Raw genomic sequence first — 19,869 nt, 5'->3', positions numbered from 1 at the left:
TTGGATCAGTTCCCGAAACCGATGCTCAGCTTGATGTAGGGGCCGTGGATCGTGCGGTCATATTTGCCGGGCCCGCTTGCGTCGCCGCCGTCGATGGCATTGAAATAGCGGTCCCAGCGATACCCCGCCTTCACGCCGACGCGGCCGATGCTGTAGGACAGGCCGGCTGCAGCGCCGAGCGTCGGGACGGTGACGCTGTTACGGCGGGTAATGCTGACCTGGTTGGTGGTCGTGCTGGTCGGTCCGGTGATATTCGCAAGCGCGACAAACAGGCGCTTCTGCAAATCGGTCAAAAAGTCTCCCGTAGCGTTGTCGCGGAATTCGCCGATGCTTTCGTCCGCTGTTATGCGGGACGCCTGACGGCCGAACAACAATCCCGCCGACATTGCCCAGTCGAAACCAACGGCACCCGTTTCGGGCGAGCCGAACAAATCTATCGTGCCATCCCATTTCGCGACGGGACCAACGCCGTGAAAATCCCTCTCTATCGCTGCATAGCTTTGATAGCGATGGAAGGTATTGAAACCATTCGCGAGGATATTGTTACCCTGAACATTGTCCGGCGTCGCCAGAATGTCGAGCGACGTGTCCGAAGCAAAGTCGGCATAGCGTGCGCCGAGACCGAACGAGGAGCGCATGTTCTTTCCAATCGGAATATCGCGGCTCGCGATGAAATCCAGGATCAAATGCTTTTCCTGATCGACCGCCGCAGCATCGGCAAAGCTTGTGTGGCGAAAGGCAAAATTAAGGTCGCAGGTATCCGAGTAGGGGCAAACCGGCGCTCCCACCTCTTCATCGCGGAGACGTCGGCTCGACCCATCCTTGCCGTAACGCAGTTCGGCAGTCAGTTTCCATGGGCCATCGTTGGGCTGGAAGATCAACGCTAGATCAGTGCTATCGCGCCACGACATCCGCCGATCGTTCTGAACCGCCGCGAAGGAATCAAAGCCCGTCGGAAAGTCATTGGTGAATGCCGGGCGATAGGGCGCATTGCCACCACTATGCCGCAGCAATTCCACCCCACCTTCCAGCGTCACATCCCACGGCGTCCCCGGCGTATGCGGCCGGTTAGCTCCGCCGAAACCGAAGGGAAGCCCCGAAAATTCCTTGGTGACGCGCAGCCCGTAGCGGCGCGGTTCTGTCAGAAACATATTCGTGACGAGTTGCGTATCGTCGCTAAGCAGGAAGGCGCCGGTAATCGCGGTCTTGTTGAAGACATTCTTCACATAGGCCATGATGTTCCAGCCTGCTGCCTCGTTATGCAGCAACAGCGCGGCGTTGACGGTGGAATAGGGCCGGATGCGGTCGTAGTCGGGGCGATTGAAGATACGTGCCCAGCTCTTTCCCTGGTAATAATAATCGCCATGCAGCGTCGCCAACCAGTCTCCACCAAGCGGGACGGTGTAATCGGCGTTGACGGACACGGTGACGTGCGGCGCGTTGGGCAGTTCATTACCCGACAGGTCGGTATAGAAGCCCTCACCATTATTGGGAGCGGTCGAGGGGTCCCATCCGGCATAACCGGGCTTCCACGCCAGCATCGAAAGCCCGTTGCCCGTCGTCGGATTGGCGACATAGGGAGCCGCAGTCACCGGATCATAGCCGAGTTGATAGGCAAGTTCGCACGGACCGGCATTCCCGCCGCCCTTGCCACCCAGATTGATCAGCGCCGGATCGCCAGCCGCTCCCCACTGAGGGGACTCTCCCGCCGGTACGACTCCCTGAAACAGGGCGGCAGGCAGAATGCAGTTCGATGGATAGGCGGGAAAGGGGCGCACGACCACCCAATCGGAATTGCCCGCCGTACGATCCATCAGATCGATTGCTTGCGATCCCTTTCTCAACTTGCTGCCTTGATAGCCGAGTTTCAATCCGAGTTGAAAATTGCGTGTCGGATTCCACGCCGCTTCCAACTCAGCGCCCCACACAAGCGTGTCGAAATTCAGATTGACCGCCGACCGATTGACGATCTGCGAAATCTGATAGCCCTTGTAATCGTAGAAGAAGGCGGCCGCGTTCACCGTCAGCGTGCGGTCCAGCAGCTCGTTCTTGATCCCGACCTCGAACGCATTGACATATTCGGGCGCGAAGGTCGCGGGGCTGGTCGCCGACTGCCGGACTAGGGCATCGGTTACATCACTTTTGCCACCTACACCAAATGTATAGGCAACGGTGCCTGTAGGGGGCGGATTCGCGCCGCCCGCCTTGTATCCGCGCGAAGCGGAAGCATAGAGCAGCGTGCTATCAGTGAACGAAAGTTCAGGCTTCCAATCGATGCTGACCTTACCGCTCGGCTTGATCCATTGCTGGCGGATCGTTGTCGCGACCGAATAACCCGCCGTGTTGCCCCCAAGTATCCAACTCGGGATGCGCGGCGCCTTCTTCCGATCCACTGTCAGTCGTCCCCCGACCGTCAGCTTCAAATTGTCCGCAAGGTCGTAATAGGCTTCGCCAAACGCGGACCAGGAACTCAGCGCATAGGGATTATTGCTAAGAAAATAATTATGGCCCTGTCCGTTGAGATTATCCAACGAATTGGGATCCATATAGATACAGCCTGCGACGGAATAGGCACGATTGGGATCCGGCGGCTGCAGCCCGTCCTGCAAACATTCGCGGTTGTCGCTGACGCCGGCCTGATAGGGCGGCATCTCAAGATTGCCTTGAAGCGGCCCCATCGCCCCCAGGAGGCCAAACGAATTGAAGAATACGTAGAATTTCTCGTCTGTTTTATATCGCAGGAAGTTTGCGCCGATATTGAAGTTGAACGGCCCTTCATTGCTCGATGTCAGGCGGAACTCCTGGGCAAACTGGGTCGACTTGGCGACCGAAAGATCGACGCCGGCCAACCTGTCGGTACAGCCAATTTGCGGGTCGCAAAAAATGCCTGTCTGGAACATCTCGCCTGGATGGAGACGATCGGGAACTTCAACCGGACCGAGTTCGAGCACGCCCGGCCGGGCAGTTCCATTACCGCCATAGCCCCATGCGCCCGGCGCCGTGTTGAATCTGTTGAAGTCCTGAGTCGAGAAGATTTTGTCGGTCGAATAAGCCGTTTCGGAACTGAGCTTCAGATTATCGGCCACGTCCCAGCCGAGCTGCAATTCGAAGATATTCGACCGCGCGCGATAGTCGGGCTCAATCGTCGATTCGATCTCGCGCAGATTGCGCGACTGTGTCCGGCTGAGATAGGGATCATCCAGGACGGCAGGCAAACCAATGCCTCCGAGCGGCAGATAATAAGGGGCCGAAACGCCGTTGGGCGTCTGGTAACTCTCATCCGAGTAGAAACTCGAAGGCAGACATCCCTGGCTGAAACTCGCCTGGACACCCGAAAACAATACGCTCTGCCCTTTTTCGGGAAGTTCCTGGAAATGCGTCACCGGAAACCCCGCAACCTCGGTCCTTTCATCGGTCTTGCACAATTGCTTGCCCGAACGCAGGCGGTCGTCCTTCTCGTTGAAATGTTCCCAGACGAAATTGGCTTCGAAATTGTCGGTCGGGCGGAACAGCAGGCTGGCACGCGTCGACCAGAGGTCGCGGCCGTCGATCTGCTTGTCGGTGATACTGTTGTGGACATAACCGTCGCGCTTCGTCCACGCACCCGCCAGGCGGAGCGCGACCTTGTCGTCGACGATCGGGATGTTGATCATCCCCTCGGTGCGGATCTGGTTGTAACTGCCGACATCGACCGACAGCTTGGCGCCCGGTTCGAACTTCGGCTTCGCGGTCACCAGATTGACGACGCCCGCGGTCGCGTTGCGGCCGTAGAGGGTGCCCTGCGGGCCGCGCAGGATCTCGACCCGTTCGAGGTCGAAGAATTCCTGTTCGAAAAAGCGGTTGCGAATGAAGGGGGTATTGTTGAGCGCGACGCCGACCGCCGGGTCGGTGGTGACCGAGATCGCCTGCGTCCCGATGCCGCGGATCTGGATCGAATAGCCCGAGAAATTGGTCTTGGTGAAGGTCATGTTGGGAACCTGCGTCATCAGGTCGGGGCCGCCCGTCACCTGGCGCGTCGTCAGTTCCTCCATCGTCACCGCGGTCACCGCGGCAGGCACGTCCTGGATCGATTCGGCGCGCTTGCGCGCAGTGACGACGATCTCGTTGCTGCGCCCCTGCCCCTCCTCGGTTGCCGGTTTCTGATCCGCAGCCTCATCTGCCAGCGCCGGCATTGCCAGACACATCGAAACCGCGATCAGACTGACGGCCGCACCGGCCCGCGAGACGCTTCTCGACCCCATGATACTCTCCCCTGAAGACGGCGGAATCTGGTCCGCCTGTTCTTGTTGCCCGATCATGGTTTCGTAAATTGACTTTGATGTCAATATCAAAATCCCGATTGCCGAAACATGAACTATAGTGCCCGGAAAATCGAGGCCAGGGTCGCGGAAAATGCATGGTTTTCTGGATGGCAGCGGGCGGGCGCCCGCCGATGCACTCTGATTCCTGTTGACATCAATGTCTAAACGAATCTATTTTAACATCATTGTCAAAACGGAGTCGAACCCATGACCCTCGAAAAACGCCTTTCCTCCAAGAGCCCCGACGATCTGTCGATCACCATCCGCAACCTCCGCTTCCGGTTCGACGGGGACGACGCCGCCAGGGACGGCAACGCGCGCAACCGGCGCTGGTGGCACGGGGGCGATCCGGTCGCGACCGCCTTTTTCAACGCGCTGTCGGCGACCTTCCCCGATGGCGAGAAATTCTTCATGGATAGCGTGCGCGAATATCGCCACCTGACCAGCGAGCCGCTGCGCTCGCAGATCAAGGATTTCGTCGGCCAGGAAGCGGTGCATAGCCGCGAACATCGCGAATTCAATGCGCTAGCCACCAATGCGGGTTACGACATCGCCAGGCTCGAGGCGCGAACGCAGCGCGTCATCGCGCTCGGCAAGCGCAATGCGAAGATACGGCAGCTCGCCGCGACCTGCGCGCTCGAACATTTCACCGCGATCCTCGCCCACGCGCTGCTCGAGGCGGACAGCACCGACCTCGCCGGCGCCCCCGACGAGGCGAAGCGCATGTGGAGCTGGCATGCGATGGAGGAGCTCGAACACAAGGCGGTCGCCTTCGACACGATGATGGTCGCGACGCGGAACTGGTCGTCGCTACGCCGCTATTTCCTGCGCACCGTCACGATGGTCGCGAGCACCCTGCTCTTTTTCTGGACGATCGGCGCCAATATGGCCTCGCTCTATCGCGAAGACCGCATCAATACGCCCGCAACCTGGTGGAAGACCGCCAAATATCTGTTGGGCAAGCCCGGCGTGCTCCGCCGCTGCTTCATTCCCTATCTGCAATATTACCGGCCGGGCTTCCATCCCTGGGACCATGACGACCGCCATCTGCTGACGCTGACCGAAGCGAAATACGGGCTGGCCGCGGCCTGATGCGCTACGATCTTGCGGGGCGCACCGTCGTCCTGACCGGCGCCGCGAGCGGCATCGGCGCCGCACTGGCAGGCAATCTCGCCGCGCGCGGTTGCCGGCTGGCGCTGGTGGACCGCGACCGGGCCATGCTCGAATTGGCCGCGGCGCCGCTGGGGACGGCGGTGTTGAGCCTCCACGGCGTCGACGTGACCGACCGCGCGGCCGTCGCGACGCTGCCCGCCGAGATATTGGGCAGCGACGACATCGCGCATGTCGATATCCTCATCAACAATGCCGGCATCGCGGCGATGGGCCGTTTCGACCAGCTCGGCCTCGACGAGTTCGACCGGGTGATGGCGGTCAATTTCGGCGGCGTGCTGGCGATGACCAAGGCCTTTCTGCCGCACCTCGGCCCCGATGCCCGGATCGCCAATATCTCCAGCCTGTTCGGCCTGATCGCGCCGCCCGGTCAGCTTCCCTATGTGACGAGCAAGTTCGCGGTGCGCGGTTTCACCGAAGCGCTGCGGCACGAGTTGGCCGGGACCGGGATCAAGGTCACCGCGATCCATCCGGGCGGCGTCCGCACCGCGATCGCGCGCAATGCGGAGATCGCGGGTGCAATCGACCCCGACCGCGCGGAGGCGGCGACGGCGGCGTTCGGAAAACTGCTGCGGATGGAGCCCGATCGCGCCGCCGCCCTGATCATTCGCGCCATCGAAAAAGGGAAGCCGCGCCTGCTGATCGGCGGCGACGCCGTGTTCGGCGATCTGCTCGCGCGCCTCGCCCCCGCGCGATACGGGCATGTGCTGCGCGCCCTGATGGGCGGAATGCGCAAGCATGTCGGGACGATGACGCGCGGGGGCGAGGCGTCGTGACTCCCATCGAACCCGAAGACCGCGTCGAGGTGCTGATCGTCGGCGCGGGGTTCAGCGGGCTCGGCCTCGGCGCGAGGCTCGTTCGCGAGGGGCAACGGAATTTCGTCATCCTCGAAAAGGGCGACAGCGTCGGCGGCACCTGGCGCGACAATCGCTATCCGGGGTGCGCCTGCGACATTCCCTCGCATCTCTATTCGCTCTCGTTCGGGCCGCGGCCCGACTGGTCGCGCTATTATCCGACCCAGCCCGAACTGTTCGCCTATCTGGAGGAGGTGGCGCGCCACTTCGATCTCGGCCCGCACCTGCGGCTGAACACCGCCTTCGCCGACGCCGAATGGGATGCGAACGAGTCCGTGTGGCGGGTGCGCACGCGCGACGGGCGGCTGTTCAAAGCGGCGGTTCTCGTCTCGGCGATCGGGGCACTGCATGTGCCCGAAAAGCCCGCCATCTCCGGGATCGAAACCTTTCCGGGCGCAGTCTTTCATTCCGCCGAATGGCCGGCCGATTTCGATGCGACCGGCCGGCGCATCGCGGTCGTCGGAACCGGCGCCAGCGCGATTCAGTTCGTGCCCGAGCTGGCGAAAGAGGCGGCCTCGCTCACCCTGTTCCAGCGCACCGCGCCGTGGGTGCTGCCGAAATTCGACCGGCCGATCGGGGCGCTGCAACGCACGGCGCTCCGGCACCTTCCGGGCTATCGGCGCCTGCTGCGCGCCGGCCTCTATTGGCTGCACGAAGCGCGGCTGCTGGTCTTTACCGGCGGGACACGGCTGCGCCGTCTCGCGCGCCGGCACGGCGAACGGATCATCGCCCGCGCGATCCCCGACAAGGGGCTTCGCGCCGCCGTGACCCCGGCCTATGATCTCGGCTGCAAGCGCACCTTGCTTTCCAACGATTATTATCCAGCGCTCGCCGCCCCGGATGTTTCGGTCCGCACCGACCGCGTCGCGCGGGTCGAGCATAATCAGGTCGTGACCGCGGGCGGCGACCGCGTCACCGTCGATACGATCATCTTCGGAACCGGCTTTCAGGTCGTCGAATCGCTGAAGCGGCTCGATATTCGGGGAGTGGACGGCGCGCGGCTGGCCGAGGCCTGGCGGAATGGACCCGCCGCCTATCTCGGCCTGTCGGTTCCGGCTTTCCCGAATTTCTTCCTGATGCTCGGTCCCAACACCGGGCTTGGGCATAATTCGCAGATCCTGATGATCGAGGCGCAGGCCGAGCATATCATCCGGGCGCTGCGCTGGATGCGGCGCTCGGGGGCAACGGCGATCGAGGTTTCGGCCGCACGCGCCACCGCCTTCGACCGCGATACCCAGCGCCGGCTGCGCACCAGCGTCTGGGCGCGGGGCGGCTGCCAAAGCTGGTATCAGGATATCACCGGCCGCGTCGTCGCGCTGTGGCCGCGTTCGACGTTTCTTTACATCCTGCTCTGCCGGCGGCGCAAAGCCGGGGAATATGGGATCATCGCCTGCGCCCCGTCGCAAGCGCGGGTGACCGGGCCGTGAGCCGACCCTAGCCGCTCTCGCCGAACAGCTCGCGCTGCGAGGCTTCGAGTTCCTCGAAGTAGCGGCGGCGGGCATGTCGCTCGGTCACCACGCCAATCACCTGCTCGTCGTCGTCGATCACGACGAGTTCGTCCGCCGACGCCTCGTCGAACAGCTTCAGCACCGACCGGATGTCCATCGCCCGGCGCAGCACGATGCCCGACTGGGTCGCCAGCCCGGCGACCGCCGACGTCTCGTCGAGGTCGGGATGGAAGGCGGCGGCCGTCGGAACGATTCCGCGATAATGCCCCTCGGCGTCGATCAGGATGACCTTGGCGGTCTTGCCCAACGGCACGCGGTCCCGGAATTCGGCAACGGTCATATCCTGACTCACCGCGGTCCAGTCGGTCCGCATGATGCGACCGGCGGTCAGCGTCATCAGCCGTCCGATGTCGCGCGGGCTGCGGATGGTCGAACCACGCAGGTGCAGCCGCCAGGTCGAGAAGGAATAGCCGAACATCTCGCGCGTGAAGGCGCTAGACACCAATGTCGCGGTGAGCACGACGCCCATCAGCGCAAAGTCGTGTGTCGTCTCAAGCATCAGCACCGCCAGCGTCATCGGCCCGCCGACGATCGAGACCGAAAGCGCCGCCATGCCCACCAGTGCGGCGTCGTTCGGATCGATGAAGGCGCCCAGCGGGCTAAGATTGACGAGACCCGCGAAAATCTGCCCGATCAGCGACCCCAGGAAAAGCGAGGCGAAGAACAGCCCGCCGCGAAAGCCGAAGCTGAGCGAGATCACCGACGCGGCGATCTTGAGCAGCAGAACGATCGCGAGAAAGCTCAACGCCGGGCGCAGCACCAGATCGAGATGGAGCGCGCCGTGCCCCGCCGACAGCGTCTGCGGCGACAGCATCGCCAGCGGAATGAGAAGAAGCCCGCCGACGACCGGCTTCCATCCCGCGATGCGCCGCCAGCCATGGACGCTGAGCTCGGTGAAGGCGACGAGGCGCATGATGAGCATACCGAACAGCGCGCAAAGCAGGCCGAGCAAAGCATAGAGCAGGTAATCGGACACCGAAAAGGCCCGCCCCGCCGTCGTCGCGATCAGATAGGGATCGGCGCCCAGCGCGCGGGTCACGAATACGGCGGATAGGGCGGCGGCCATCACCGGCGCGATCGCGGCCGGGGTGTAATTGCCGATGACGATCTCGAAGGCATAGAAGGCGCCGGTCAGCGGCGCGCCGAAAGCCGCGCCGATCGCCCCGCCCGCCCCCGCGCCGACCAGGGTGCGCAGGTCGCCCCGGCGCAGCGTGAACCACTGCCCGAGCTGCGACGCGACGCCCCCGCCCATCTGGGCATAGGCCGCCTCCAGCCCCACCGACGCGCCCGCGCCGTTCGAGATGATCGTCTGCGACGCGATGACCAGATTGTCGGCGAAGGGAATCCGTCCGCCGTGCAGCGCATTGGCCTCCACCACGTCGACGGGAATGCGCTGACGGTTGCGCAGTCCGCGCGCGAAGAGCATCAGCATAAGGCCGCCCACCGGCAGCGCCAGCAACTTCCACGGATGGTGGATCATGCCGAGCGCGCTGAGCCGGTTGATCGTCACGCCATAAAGCAGACTCTGGATTCCATGCGCGATGAGCTGCTGGACGTTGGTCAGCGCCCCCGCCGCCAGCCCCGCGATCGCCGCCAGCAGGATGAAAGCCGCCTCGCTTTCGCGCAGCCGTCGCCGCTGCCGGGCCGCGGCGATCACGAGAGCGGATTTGCGCAGGCGGACCATCGCGAGCGCTCCAACGCCTTCCACGGCAGCGGGTCAAGCGCTTTCGGCGGAGCGTCAGCCGATCACGCGCATCAGACGCAGCCAGAGCTGCTGATCGAAATCGGCATCGGGTGCGTCGGCGCCGGTGCGGACGACCACCAGGTCGAGGCTCGGCACCACATAGAGCCGACGGTCGAGAAAGCCGAAGGCGCCGACCAGATCGGAAGGCGCCGCGGCGATCAATGGTCCGGCCCGCCGTCCTTCGGTCGCGCGAACGGCATAGGCGCCGCCATTAAGCCACCAGAGCCGTCCATAGGCAGGATTGGTCGGCGAACGCTCGAACATCGCTTTCAGGCCGGCTTTCGACACGATGCGGGTGCCGTTTTCGGCGACGCCGCCGTTCAGGATCATTTGCCCGAAGCGCGCGGTATCGCGCGGCGAGGTGACGAGTCCCGTGGCATTACCGACGTCGGCGAGCGCCGCCGGCCGCTCTCGCCAGGCCGTTTCGGTCATGCCGGCGGGCACCGTCAGCCAGTCGCGCGTCAATTGATCGAGCGGCAGCTTGCTCGCCGCGGTCAGGATGCGCTTGGAGGCCGCATACACCGCGGTGTTATAAAAGAATTGCGTCCCGGGCGGCGCGACATAGGCGAAGGACTCGTCGAGTCCCGAATTCATCTGCAGGATGTTGATCACCCGGATCTGCTTTTCCTGCGCGGGCGAGGCTTTCGACCAGCCGACGCCGAGATAGTCGTCGACCGGCCGGTCGACGTCGATCAATCCCTTGTCGACCGCGACGGCGACGAGCACCGCGATGAAGCTTTTCTGCTGCGACGCGACATCCTCGAGCAGCGCGCCGCTCGCGGTCTTGCCGTAAAGGAAGATCGAAAAGGTCCGGTCGTCGGGCGCCGGCCAATTCTCCTCGACCAGCGCCCGCCCGCCGCGCACGACGAGGAAGCCGGTGCTGTGCTGCCCGCGCGCATAATCGAGCAAGTCCCGCATCGCCGCATCCCGATCGGGCACCGCATGCGTCGCAGCGACGGCAGGATACGCATCGGTGACGGCGGGGCCGCATCCCGCGAGCCAGCAAGCCATGACGGCCGCCGCGAGTCCCGAAATCCGCCGCACATTCCTCTCCCTTGTTTCGCGCCCGCCCTTATCGTCGCATGGCGGGTTGACCAATGCAAACGGGTCGCGCCATGCTCCGGCCGAAACGGAGAGAGGCAAGGCAATGATCGACGGCAGCAGACGAAGCTTTCTGGGCGCGGGCGCGCTGCTGCCGCTGGCAAGCATGGGGGTTCAGGCCGCTTCTTCCGCAAGCAGCACGATCGAGGCCGACCTGCTGCGCTATGTCGGCTTCGGCAACAAACGCGCCGGCGGCCCCGGGGACATGGCGTGCGGTGCGTGGCTGGCGGATGAGCTCAGGAATGTGGGCTATGCCGTCGAGCGACAGGATTTCGCGGCCCCCTGGTTCGACGCGGCCGTCGCCGAACTGGTGTGCGAAGACCGGACGGCCCCCGTCTATCCCCAACCGGTCGTCATCCCGACCGGCCCCGGCGGCGTTTCGGGACCGCTGGTCCGCGTCGATCCGCATGGCCGCGCCATCACCTCGCTGCAGGGCACGATCGCGCTTGTCGACCTGCCGCACGCGCGCTGGTCGTCGATGCTCGCCAAGGCGGCGCGCGGACCGATCGAGGCGGCTTTTGCCGGTGGCGCGAAAGCCGCGGTGGCGATCACCAACGGCCCGACAGGCAAGCTGATCGCGCTCAACGCCGATGGCCGCAAGCCGATGTTCGCGGGGCCGGTGGCGCTGATCGCTCCCGAGGACGCCGATCCCTTCCTCGCGGCCGCGATGCAGGGCAGCGAGGCGCGCCTGACGATCGACGGCCGGGGCGGCACGCGCCCGGCCTTCAATTTCGTCGGCCGGATCGATCGCGGCAAGGGGCGCTGGCTGGCGATCTCCACACCGCGATCGGGCTGGTTCGGCTGCGCCGCCGAGCGCGGACCGGGCGTCGCCGCATGGCTCAACCTCGCGCGTTGGGCGCCGAAAGCGCTGCCCGATCACGACCTCGCCCTCATTTGCAACACCGGCCATGAATATGAATATCTCGGCGCCGCCGAAGCCATGAAGCAAATCGCGCCGCCGCCCGCCGCAACGCGTTTCTGGCTGCATATCGGCGCCAATGTCGCGGCACGCGACTGGCACGACCTCGGGGGTCATCTGACCCCGCTGCCCAGTGTCGACAGCCAGCGCTTCCTGTCGATATCGCCCGCGCTGCTCCCACTGGCGCGCGCCGTATTCGCGGGCCAGATCGGCTATGAAGCCCCGGTTTCGAGTGAAATACTGTCGGCGGGCGAGCTCGATGAGGTCATCAAGGCCGGCTATGCCCCGGCGGCCGGGGTCTTCGGCATCCACCGCTTCCATCATGTCGCCGACGATGACGAACGCTGCCTCGACGCTCCCGCAACCATCGCTGCGGCACAGGGATTTCGGCGGCTGGTCGAAGCGGTCGCCGGCACGCCGGGCTGAGGCGAGACGCGCCGTCGCGCGCCTCGCCCGCCGGACTTGAACTATCAGGGCAGCGCAGCGGTCACGATGATCTCGACCTTGTACGCATCGGTCGCGAGCCGCACCTCGCCGGTGGCGCGGGTCGGCGCATTGGCGCCGCCGAGCCAGTCTTCCCAGACGGCGTTCATCGCCGCGAAATCGCCCATGTCGGCGAGCCAGATGGTCGCGGTGAGCAGGCGATCGCGGCTGGTTCCCGCTTCGGCGAGCAGCGTGTCGATCGACGCGAGCACCGCGCGCGTCTGCGCGGTCGCATCCTCGCCGGGGGCGCCGATCTGACCCGCGAGATGGACGATGCCGTTGTGGATCACGGCCTGGCTCATGCGCGGGCCGCTATGCAGGCGTTCGATGGTCACTCTTCATTCTCCTTCGATTGAAATAGTCAGCGCGCATAGCGCGAAAGCGCCAGGTCCGCATGGTCGATCGGCGGCGGCGTCCCGCCGATCAGGCTGGCGATCAGCCGCCCGGAGCCGCATGCCATCGTCCAGCCCAATGTGCCATGGCCGGCATTCAGGAAAAGATTGGGCAGTCGCGTCGCGCCGACGATCGGCGTGCTGTCGGGGGTCATCGGCCGCAGCCCGCTCCAGAAATTCGTCTCCGCGCCCTGAACTGCGGCGCCCGGGAACAGGTCGTTCAGCGAATGCAACAACGTCTCTTCGCGGCGCGGCGAGAGCGCGCGGTTGAACCCGGAGAGTTCGGCCATACCGCCGACGCGGATGCGGTCGCCCAACCGGGTGATCGCGATCTTGTAGCTTTCGTCGAGCAGCGTCGATACCGGTGCGCGGCCTTCGTCGGCGATCGGAACGGTGACCGAATAGCCCTTGACCGGATAGATCGGCACGTCGAGCCCGAGCGGACGGAGCAGCCCCGGCGAAAAGCTCGCCAGCGCCGCCAGATAGGCATCGCCCCGGATCGTCCCGCGATCGGTCCGCACCCCGGCGATCCGCCCACCCTCGCTTTCGAGCGCTTCGATCGCGGTGTCGTAGAGGATTTCGACGCCCATCGCGGGCAGGCGATCCGCAAGCGCGCGCGTAAAGAGATGGCAGTCGCCCGTCTCGTCGCCGGGCAGCCGTAGGCCGCCGACGAAGCGATCACGCGTCGCAGCGAGCCCCGGTTCCGCGCGGACGCAGCCGTCCCGCTCCAACAGCTCATAGGCGACCCCATAATCCTTCAGGACCGCGATATCGCTCGCGCTGTCGTCGAACTGCTTTTGGGTGCGGAAAAGCTGAAGCGTCCCCTGCGAGCGATGGTCATAGTCGATCCCCAGCCTCGTCCGCAGCGCGATAAGCTCGTCGCGGCTATATTCGGCGAGGCGGACCATCCGGCTCTTGTTGAGGGCATAGCGCCCGGCCGTGCAGTTGCGCAGCATCGCGAAGATCCAGCGCAGCATCGCGGGATCGAAACGCAGCTTCAGGATCAGCGGCGCGTGATGCATGAACAGCCAGCGCAGCGCCTTGACCGGAATGCCCGGCGCCGCCCAGGGAGAGGCATAGCCCGGCGAAATCTCGCCCGCGTTGGCAAAGCTGGTTTCGAGCCCCGGCCCCGGCTGGCGGTCGATCAGCACGACCTCGTGCCCAGCCTCGGCCAGATAATAGGCCGACGTGACGCCGATGACTCCGGCGCCGAGAACCACAATCTTCATGCCCTGTCTCCCACATCGAGCGATTGGCCGGCCTCGACGAAAATCCGCGCATGGCGCGCCCCGAGGCGAGTCAAGATTTCATAGGGGATCGTCCCCGCGTCGCGGGCGACGTCGGCGAGCGACTGCGACGGCCCGATCAGTTCGACCAGATCGCCTTCGGCAAGCGCCGCGGCGCGCGGGTCGCTGATGTCGATCGTCAGGCTGTCCATCGACACGCGTCCGATGATGGGGAGCGGCACCCCGTTCCACCAGGCACGGCCGACGCCGCCAAGATTGCGCGGCCAGCCGTCGGCATAGCCGATGCCGATCGTGGCGAGCCGCTGCCGATCGCTCGCGACATGGTCGAGCCCGTAGCCGACGCCGGTGCCCGCCGCGACCTCGCGAATCTGGAGGATGCGCGCGTGCAGCGCCGCGACCGGCCGCAGGCCCGTCGCGGCCGGTCCGGGATCGACGCCGAACAGCGCCACGCCGGGACGGACGATATCGCCATGAAAATCTTCGGGCAGGAACGATCCGCCGCTGTTGGCGAGCGAGGCGGGCACGCCCGGAAACAGCGCGCGACCCGCGGCGAAGGCAGCAAGCTGTGCCGCATTGGCGGGATGGTCGGGCTCGTCGCCGCACGCGAGATGGCTCGTCACGAGGCGGAGGTCGACTTCGCGCGCGAAGGCGGGATCGCGCGCCAGCCGTTCGGCCTCGGCGAGCGGCAGGCCGAGGCGCGACATACCGCTGTCGAGTTGCAGCGCCGCCGGAAGCGCCACCCCCCGCGCCACCGCGAGCCCGCGCCATGCCGCCACCTGCGAAGACGAATTGAAGACCGGGATATGGCCCGCGCCGGCGCAGCGCGGTTCAGCGCCGGGGTCGAGGCCGTTCAGCACGAAGATGTCGGCATCGGCGTCGAGCACCGCGCGCAAGGTGTCGGCCTCGACGAGCCGCGCGACGAAGAAGGCCCGGCATCCCTCGCGATACAGCGCCGCCGCCACGCGTTCGGCGCCAAGGCCATAGCCGTTGGCCTTGACCACCGCGCCGGCGCACGCCGGCGCGACGCGGTCCGCGATCGTTCGATAATTGGCGCGGATTGCGTCGAGATCGATCCGAAGGATGCTCGACGACAGGATTTGCGGCATGATCCCTCACTCTCCCCGAAACAGGAGATAGGCAAAGACTCTTCCAATTTGTCGCCCATCCGAAGTAGGAACCTGCACGATCGACGCTTCGATTCGAATAATATGCGGAGATTTCGCAGAACATGCAGTCCCTCGACACCATCGACCGGCGCATTCTCAACCGCCTGCGGCTCGACGCCCGGATCACCAATCAGGCGCTTGCGAGCGAGGTCGGACTGTCGCCTTCGGCCTGCTTGCGCCGCGTGCGCCTGCTCGAACAATCGGGGGTGATCCGCGGCTATGCCGCGATCGTCTCGCACGCCGCGCCGCACGAAGGGACGACCGCGATCGTCCAGATCGAGCTCGAACGGCAGACCGAGGAATATCTCGTCCGCTTCGAAAAAGCCGTGCGCGATCACGCCGAGATTCAGGAATGGTATCTGATGTCGGGAAGCGGCGATTATGTCCTGCGGGTGCAGATCGACGGGATCGACGCCTATGGCGCCTTCCACCGCGACGTGCTCTCGCGACTGCCCGGCGTCTCGCGGATCATGTCGAGCTTCGCGATGCGCAGCAACCGGCGGATGTAGAGATTATCGACCGTTCGCCATATCGAGCGCGACGTCGATAATCATATCCTCCTGTCCGCCGACCATTTTGCGGCGTCCGAGCTCGACGAGGATGGCGCGGGTATCGAGGCCATGCTCGGCGGCGGCTTTCTCGGCGTGTCGCAGGAAGGAGGAATAGACCCCCGCATAACCCAATGTCAGCGTCTCGCGGTCGACGCGCACCGGGCGATCCTGAAGCGGGCGCACGAGGTCTTCGGCGGCGTCCATCAGCGCGAACAGGTCGCAACCGTGGTTCCAGCCATACACATCGGCGGCGGCGATGAAGACTTCAAGCGGCGCATTGCCTGCCCCTGCCCCCATTCCGGCCAGGCTGGCATCGACGCGCACCGCACCATTCTGCACCGCGACGAGGCTGTTGGAGACGCCGAGGCTGAGGTTGTGGTGCGCGTGGACGCCGCGCTGCGTCTCGGGCTTGAGTATCCGGTCATACGCCTGCAGCCGCGCCGCATAGCCGTCCATCGTCAGCGCGCCGCCGCTGTCGGTAACATAGACGCAATGCGCGCCATATTCCTCCATCAGCTTCGCTTGGCGCGCGAGGGGCTCGGGCTCCGACATATGGCTCATCATCAGAAAGCCCGCGACGTCCATGCCGATCCCGCGCGCGAACTCGATATGCTGCTTCGCGACATCGGCCTCGGTGCAATGCGTCGCGATGCGGACCGAGCGGACGCCCATCTCATAGGCATGTTTGAGGTCATGGATCGTCCCGATCCCGGGGAGAAGCAGCGTGGTCAGGACGCTATGTTCCAGCACCTCGGCCACCGCGCCGATCCAGTCCCAATCGGTGTGGGCGCCAAAGCCGTAGTTGAAGCTCGATCCCTGAAGCCCGTCGCCGTGCGAGACCTCGATCGCGTCGACCTTTGCGCGATCGAGCGCGCGGGCGATCGCCTGCACATGGTCGAGCCCATATTGGTGGCGGATCGCATGCATCCCGTCGCGGAGCGTGACGTCCTGGATATAGAGCTTCGTGCTCGTCGGATCGAAGGTCATGCCGCCATCCTTGTCGCGATCTTCTCGGCGATTTTGAGCGCCGCCGAGGTCATGATGTCGAGATTGCCCGCATAAGCCGGCAGATAATGCGCTGCCCCCTCGACCTCGAGGAAGACGCTGACCTTGAGGCCGGTGAAGCTCCCGCCCATCTCGGGAATACGCAAGGGCGCGTTGCCGCCGATGCTTTCGAACTGTACCGCCTGCTTGAGGCGGTAGCCGGGAACATAGCTCTGCACCTCGGCGACCATATCCTCGACGCTCTTCGCGATCACTTCGCGGTCGCCATCGTCGCAGAGGCAATAGACGGTGTCGCGCATGATCAGCGGCGGCTCGGCGGGATTGAGGACGATGATCGCCTTGCCGCGCGTCGCACCGCCGACCTTGACGATCGCCTCGCTCGTCGTCTCGGTGAACTCGTCGATGTTCGCGCGGGTGCCGGGACCGGCGCTTTTCGACGCGATCGACGCCACTATTTCTCCATAGTGCACCTTCGCGACGCGGTTCACCGCAGCGACGATCGGGATCGTCGCCTGCCCGCCGCACGTCACCATATTGACGTTCGCGGCATCCAGATGCGCGTCGCCGTTGACCGGCGGGATCGTATAGGGGCCGATGGCCGCGGGGGTCAGGTCGACGACGCGCTTGCCATGGGCGATCAGCGCTTCGCTATGCCGCTTGTGCGCGCCCGCCGAGGTCGCATCGAAGACGATGCCGATATCGGCGAAGCCCGGCATCGCCATCAGGCCATCCAGTCCATCGGCGGTGATCGGCACACCCAACCTTTCGGCGCGTTTCAGCCCGTCGCTCTCGGGATCGATGCCGACGAAAGCGCCCATTTCCAGCACGTCCGACAAGCGCATGATCTTGATCATCAGGTCCGTGCCGATGTTACCCGATCCGATGATCGCCACCTTGGTTTTTGCCATCGTCTCAGTCCTGATAGGTGAAGCTGCACGCACCGATGCCGGCGATGCGTACCTCGACATGATCGCCCGGCGTCAGCGTAACCATCGGCCCCAGCGCGCCCGCGAGCAGGATATCGCCGGCCTTGAGCGGCTCGCCGCGACCCGCGAGCGTTTGCGCCAGCCACGCCGCGGCGTTGAGCGGATTGCCGAGCGCTGCCGCACCGAGGCCGGTCGACGCGATCACGCCGTTAATCGCCATCTCCATCGCCGCGCCTTCGAGATCGAGCCCAGCGAGCGGCAGGCCCTGATCCGCCAGCACGAAGAAGGCCGACGAGCCATTGTCCGCGACCGTATCGGCGAAGCTGATCTTCCAGTCGGCGATACGGCTGTCGACAATCTCGATCGCCGCATGGACGCTGGCGACCGCCTTCGCGACCTGTTCGGCGGTCGTGTCGGTATCGGGCAGATCGGCGCCCAGGATGAAGGCGATCTCCGCCTCCGCCTTCGGCTGGATCGTCCGCGCCGGATCGAGCGTCCCGCCATCGGCGACCCGCATATCGTCGAACAGCACCCCGAAGTCGGGCTGATCGACGCCGAGTTGCGCCTGCACCGCCTTCGCGGTCAGCCCGGCCTTACGCCCGACGATGCGGCGGCCCTGCGCTTCCCAGAAGCGGGCGTTGATCGTCTGTATCGCATAGGCGCCCTCTGCGTCGGTCGGCTCCAGCGTATCGCGCAAAGGCGCCACCACCCCGCCCGCATAGGCGTCGCGTAAGCGGCGGGCGACGGCTTCATATGTCGTCGTCATCGCGCTTTGCCCGGATGGACCGTGCCGCACTGGCCGCAGGTGCGCAGCTCCTCGCTGGCGTAAAAGGCCTCGAACAAAGGCGGCAGATCGCGGACGATGCTCTGAAGCTGAACCTCGACGCGGTGGACGATATGGCCGCAATCGTCGCAATACCATTGGAAGGCGTCGGTCACGCCTTCGGGCCGCTTGCGCTCGATGACCAGCCCGACGCTGCCCGCGACGGGGCGCTGCGGCGAGTGCGGGACGTTCGGCGGCAACAGGAAGATGTCGCCCGCGCGGATCGGCATGTCCTTTGGTCCGTCGTCGGTCCAGAGGCGCAGGTTCATATCGCCCTCGATCTGGTAGAAGAATTCCTCGAGCGGATCGACATGATAGTCGGTGCGCTGGTTGGGACCACCGACGACGGTGACGATGAAATCGGCGTTCTCCCAGATCTGCGCATTGCCGACCGGGGGTTGCAGCACGTCGCGATGATCCTCGATCCATTCGCGGAAGTTGAAGGGCAGTCCATAGGTCAGCATGGCGTCATCCTTTCGATGCGCGCGGGATGAAGGCGGTCGCCTTGATCTCGATCAGCAGGTGCGGGTGAGGAAGCTGGTGGACCGCGACGGTGGTGCGCGCGGGACCGGCCTCGTCGAAATATTCGGCATAGACGGCGTTGTAGCCGCCGAAGTCGTTCATGTTGACGAGGAAGCTCGTCACGTCGACGACGTCGGCGAGCGAGCCGCCCGCGTCGGCGAGAATCGCGCCGATATTCTCGATCACCGCGCGCGTCTGCTCGGCGATGTCGAGCGACACCGTACCATATTCGTCGACCGAGGCGCCCGCGAAGCTGTTGTCGGTGCGGCGCGAACTCGTGCCCGAGACGAAGACGAAATCGCCCGCGCGGCGATAGTGCGGAAAGCGGCCGCGCGGGCGCGCCTTGCCGGGGATCACCCTGCCTTCGCTATCGCCGCTCATGCCGCACCTCCTTCGATGGTGAAGCCGACGCGGCCGAGATGCCCCGCGTCGAGCGAGACGCTATGCGCCGCGCCGATCGCCGCCGCCGCGGTCGCGCCGCCAAGCATCACCGTCCAGCCCGGCTGGAGGGTGAGGCCCGCCGCGCCCGCGAGCCGCGCCGCGGCGACGAGCGAGCGGAGCGGGTCGCCGAGGATCGCGGCGCTCGTCCCCGTCTCCGCCACCTCGCCATCGACGCGCATCGCCATCGCGACGTCGGACACGTCGGTATCGGCGGCGAGCCACGGGCCGGTAACGAAGGCCGACGAGGAAGCATTGTCGGCGATCACGTCGCCAAGCGCGAAGCGGAAATTCTCGTAACGGCTGTCGATGATCTCGAGCGCCGCTGCGACCGCATCGACCGCCGCGAGAGCTTCGTCGCGCGTCACCTCGCCCGACAAGGGCGCCTTCAGCCGCACCGCAACCTCGGGCTCGACGCGCGGATGGATGAAGCGCGCGCGGTCGATCGCGGCGCCGTTGACGACGACCATGTCAGAGGTGAGCCGGCCCCATATCTGGTCCTTGAGACCCATCTGCGCCATCTTCGCTTCGCTGGTGAAGCCCATCTTGACGCCCACCAGCGTCGCGCCACGCGCGAGACGATGGTCGATCGCGGCGCGCTGAATGGCATAGGCGTCGGCGAGCGGCAGGTCGCCCGCCTCCCCCGTGATCTGCGGGATCGCCCTGGCCTCGCGGGCGGCGGTGTCGAGCCTTGCGGCGATGGCGGCGATGTCGGCCAT

Annotated in this window: 17 protein-coding genes; 5 read left to right on the top strand and 12 right to left on the bottom strand. The window is 65.2% G+C overall.

Translation table 11 applies throughout. The features are described from left to right. Positions 1–5: 5 nt before the first annotated feature. The gene (locus tag NP825_RS03385; protein ID WP_257548385.1) at positions 6–4,241 is read right to left on the bottom strand and encodes a TonB-dependent receptor domain-containing protein; all 4,236 of its coding nucleotides are present in this window, start codon (positions 4,239–4,241) and stop codon (positions 6–8) included. A 267-nt stretch (positions 4,242–4,508) separates the two neighbouring features. Here NP825_RS03385 and NP825_RS03380 point away from each other — a divergent pair, with 267 nt between their 5' ends. From NP825_RS03380 to NP825_RS03370, 3 genes are read left to right on the top strand one after another with little or no spacing between them, the layout of a single operon-like run. Beyond that, a complete protein-coding gene (locus NP825_RS03380) occupies positions 4,509–5,393 on the top strand; it encodes a metal-dependent hydrolase (RefSeq protein WP_257548383.1) in 885 nt (294 codons plus the stop codon). Next, positions 5,393–6,247 carry an SDR family oxidoreductase gene (locus NP825_RS03375; RefSeq protein ID WP_257548381.1) on the top strand — a complete coding sequence of 285 codons (855 nt, stop codon included), beginning with the start codon at positions 5,393–5,395 and terminating at the stop codon, positions 6,245–6,247. The genes NP825_RS03380 and NP825_RS03375 overlap by 1 nt, the downstream gene beginning before the upstream one ends. Continuing rightward, the gene (locus tag NP825_RS03370; RefSeq protein WP_257548379.1) at positions 6,244–7,752 is read left to right on the top strand and encodes an NAD(P)/FAD-dependent oxidoreductase; all 1,509 of its coding nucleotides are present in this window, start codon (positions 6,244–6,246) and stop codon (positions 7,750–7,752) included. Before NP825_RS03375 ends, NP825_RS03370 begins: the two co-directional genes overlap by 4 nt. A 7-nt stretch (positions 7,753–7,759) precedes the next feature. Here the strand turns inward: NP825_RS03370 and NP825_RS03365 are convergent, their stop codons facing one another. Together NP825_RS03365 and NP825_RS03360 are read right to left on the bottom strand one after the other, a co-directional pair. Continuing rightward, positions 7,760–9,517 carry a chloride channel protein gene (locus NP825_RS03365; protein ID WP_257548377.1) on the bottom strand — a complete coding sequence of 586 codons (1,758 nt, stop codon included), beginning with the start codon at positions 9,515–9,517 and terminating at the stop codon, positions 7,760–7,762. Positions 9,518–9,571: 54 nt separating this feature from the next. After that, on the bottom strand, positions 9,572–10,621 hold the full coding sequence (locus NP825_RS03360) for a serine hydrolase (RefSeq protein ID WP_257548375.1): 1,050 nt from the start codon (positions 10,619–10,621) through the stop codon (positions 9,572–9,574). A 103-nt stretch (positions 10,622–10,724) separates the two neighbouring features. Here NP825_RS03360 and NP825_RS03355 point away from each other — a divergent pair, with 103 nt between their 5' ends. Then, positions 10,725–12,023, top strand: coding sequence for a hypothetical protein (locus NP825_RS03355; protein WP_257548374.1), 1,299 nt, complete (start codon positions 10,725–10,727; stop codon positions 12,021–12,023). A gap of 44 nt (positions 12,024–12,067) precedes the next feature. Here NP825_RS03355 and NP825_RS03350 read toward each other — a convergent pair whose 3' ends face one another. The 3 genes from NP825_RS03350 to alr are packed head-to-tail and all read right to left on the bottom strand — an operon-like array spanning position 12,068 to position 14,825. Beyond that, on the bottom strand, positions 12,068–12,415 hold the full coding sequence (locus NP825_RS03350; RefSeq protein ID WP_257548373.1) for a RidA family protein: 348 nt from the start codon (positions 12,413–12,415) through the stop codon (positions 12,068–12,070). Between the two features lie 26 nt (positions 12,416–12,441). Next, positions 12,442–13,701 carry a D-amino acid dehydrogenase gene (locus NP825_RS03345; RefSeq protein ID WP_257548372.1) on the bottom strand — a complete coding sequence of 420 codons (1,260 nt, stop codon included), beginning with the start codon at positions 13,699–13,701 and terminating at the stop codon, positions 12,442–12,444. Further along, a complete protein-coding gene (alr, locus tag NP825_RS03340) occupies positions 13,698–14,825 on the bottom strand; it encodes an alanine racemase (RefSeq protein WP_257548371.1) in 1,128 nt (375 codons plus the stop codon). Before alr ends, NP825_RS03345 begins: the two co-directional genes overlap by 4 nt. A 122-nt stretch (positions 14,826–14,947) precedes the next feature. Here alr and NP825_RS03335 point away from each other — a divergent pair, with 122 nt between their 5' ends. Then, on the top strand, positions 14,948–15,394 hold the full coding sequence (locus tag NP825_RS03335; RefSeq protein ID WP_257548370.1) for an Lrp/AsnC family transcriptional regulator: 447 nt from the start codon (positions 14,948–14,950) through the stop codon (positions 15,392–15,394). A gap of 3 nt (positions 15,395–15,397) precedes the next feature. Here the strand turns inward: NP825_RS03335 and dmpG are convergent, their stop codons facing one another. From dmpG to NP825_RS03305, 6 genes are read right to left on the bottom strand one after another with little or no spacing between them, the layout of a single operon-like run. Beyond that, positions 15,398–16,423 carry a 4-hydroxy-2-oxovalerate aldolase gene (dmpG, locus tag NP825_RS03330; RefSeq protein WP_257548369.1) on the bottom strand — a complete coding sequence of 342 codons (1,026 nt, stop codon included), beginning with the start codon at positions 16,421–16,423 and terminating at the stop codon, positions 15,398–15,400. Further along, positions 16,420–17,349 carry an acetaldehyde dehydrogenase (acetylating) gene (locus tag NP825_RS03325; RefSeq protein WP_257548368.1) on the bottom strand — a complete coding sequence of 310 codons (930 nt, stop codon included), beginning with the start codon at positions 17,347–17,349 and terminating at the stop codon, positions 16,420–16,422. Before NP825_RS03325 ends, dmpG begins: the two co-directional genes overlap by 4 nt. A 4-nt stretch (positions 17,350–17,353) precedes the next feature. Continuing rightward, a complete protein-coding gene (locus NP825_RS03320; RefSeq protein ID WP_257548366.1) occupies positions 17,354–18,133 on the bottom strand; it encodes a 2-keto-4-pentenoate hydratase in 780 nt (259 codons plus the stop codon). Then, positions 18,130–18,654, bottom strand: coding sequence for a 3-hydroxyanthranilate 3,4-dioxygenase (locus NP825_RS03315; RefSeq protein ID WP_257548364.1), 525 nt, complete (start codon positions 18,652–18,654; stop codon positions 18,130–18,132). Before NP825_RS03315 ends, NP825_RS03320 begins: the two co-directional genes overlap by 4 nt. 4 nt (positions 18,655–18,658) lie before the next feature. Then, positions 18,659–19,093 (bottom strand): RidA family protein, encoded by a 435-nt coding sequence (locus NP825_RS03310; RefSeq protein ID WP_257548361.1) that lies wholly within the window; start codon positions 19,091–19,093, stop codon positions 18,659–18,661. After that, positions 19,090–19,869, bottom strand: coding sequence for a 2-keto-4-pentenoate hydratase (locus NP825_RS03305; RefSeq protein WP_257548359.1), 780 nt, complete (start codon positions 19,867–19,869; stop codon positions 19,090–19,092). Before NP825_RS03305 ends, NP825_RS03310 begins: the two co-directional genes overlap by 4 nt.

This window comes from Sphingopyxis sp. DBS4, from assembly GCF_024628865.1.
GTDB lineage: Bacteria > Pseudomonadota > Alphaproteobacteria > Sphingomonadales > Sphingomonadaceae > Sphingopyxis.
This window is presented reverse-complemented; position numbering and strand designations above follow the sequence as displayed.

Bases quoted from the DNA above. Each gene is read 5' to 3' on its own strand.
- NP825_RS03385 (WP_257548385.1), bottom strand. From the start codon at position 4,241: ATGGGGTCGAGAAGCGTCTCGCGGGCCGGTGCGGCCGTCAGTCTGATC.
- NP825_RS03380 (WP_257548383.1), top strand. From the start codon at position 4,509: ATGACCCTCGAAAAACGCCTTTCCTCCAAGAGCCCCGACGATCTGTCG.
- NP825_RS03375 (WP_257548381.1), top strand. From the start codon at position 5,393: ATGCGCTACGATCTTGCGGGGCGCACCGTCGTCCTGACCGGCGCCGCG.
- NP825_RS03365 (WP_257548377.1), bottom strand. From the start codon at position 9,517: ATGGTCCGCCTGCGCAAATCCGCTCTCGTGATCGCCGCGGCCCGGCAG.
- NP825_RS03355 (WP_257548374.1), top strand. From the start codon at position 10,725: ATGATCGACGGCAGCAGACGAAGCTTTCTGGGCGCGGGCGCGCTGCTG.
- NP825_RS03345 (WP_257548372.1), bottom strand. From the start codon at position 13,701: ATGAAGATTGTGGTTCTCGGCGCCGGAGTCATCGGCGTCACGTCGGCC.
- alr (WP_257548371.1), bottom strand. From the start codon at position 14,825: ATGCCGCAAATCCTGTCGTCGAGCATCCTTCGGATCGATCTCGACGCA.
- NP825_RS03335 (WP_257548370.1), top strand. From the start codon at position 14,948: ATGCAGTCCCTCGACACCATCGACCGGCGCATTCTCAACCGCCTGCGG.
- dmpG (WP_257548369.1), bottom strand. From the start codon at position 16,423: ATGACCTTCGATCCGACGAGCACGAAGCTCTATATCCAGGACGTCACG.
- NP825_RS03325 (WP_257548368.1), bottom strand. From the start codon at position 17,349: ATGGCAAAAACCAAGGTGGCGATCATCGGATCGGGTAACATCGGCACG.
- NP825_RS03320 (WP_257548366.1), bottom strand. From the start codon at position 18,133: ATGACGACGACATATGAAGCCGTCGCCCGCCGCTTACGCGACGCCTAT.
- NP825_RS03315 (WP_257548364.1), bottom strand. From the start codon at position 18,654: ATGCTGACCTATGGACTGCCCTTCAACTTCCGCGAATGGATCGAGGAT.
- NP825_RS03310 (WP_257548361.1), bottom strand. From the start codon at position 19,093: ATGAGCGGCGATAGCGAAGGCAGGGTGATCCCCGGCAAGGCGCGCCCG.
- NP825_RS03305 (WP_257548359.1), bottom strand. From the start codon at position 19,869: ATGGCCGACATCGCCGCCATCGCCGCAAGGCTCGACACCGCCGCCCGC.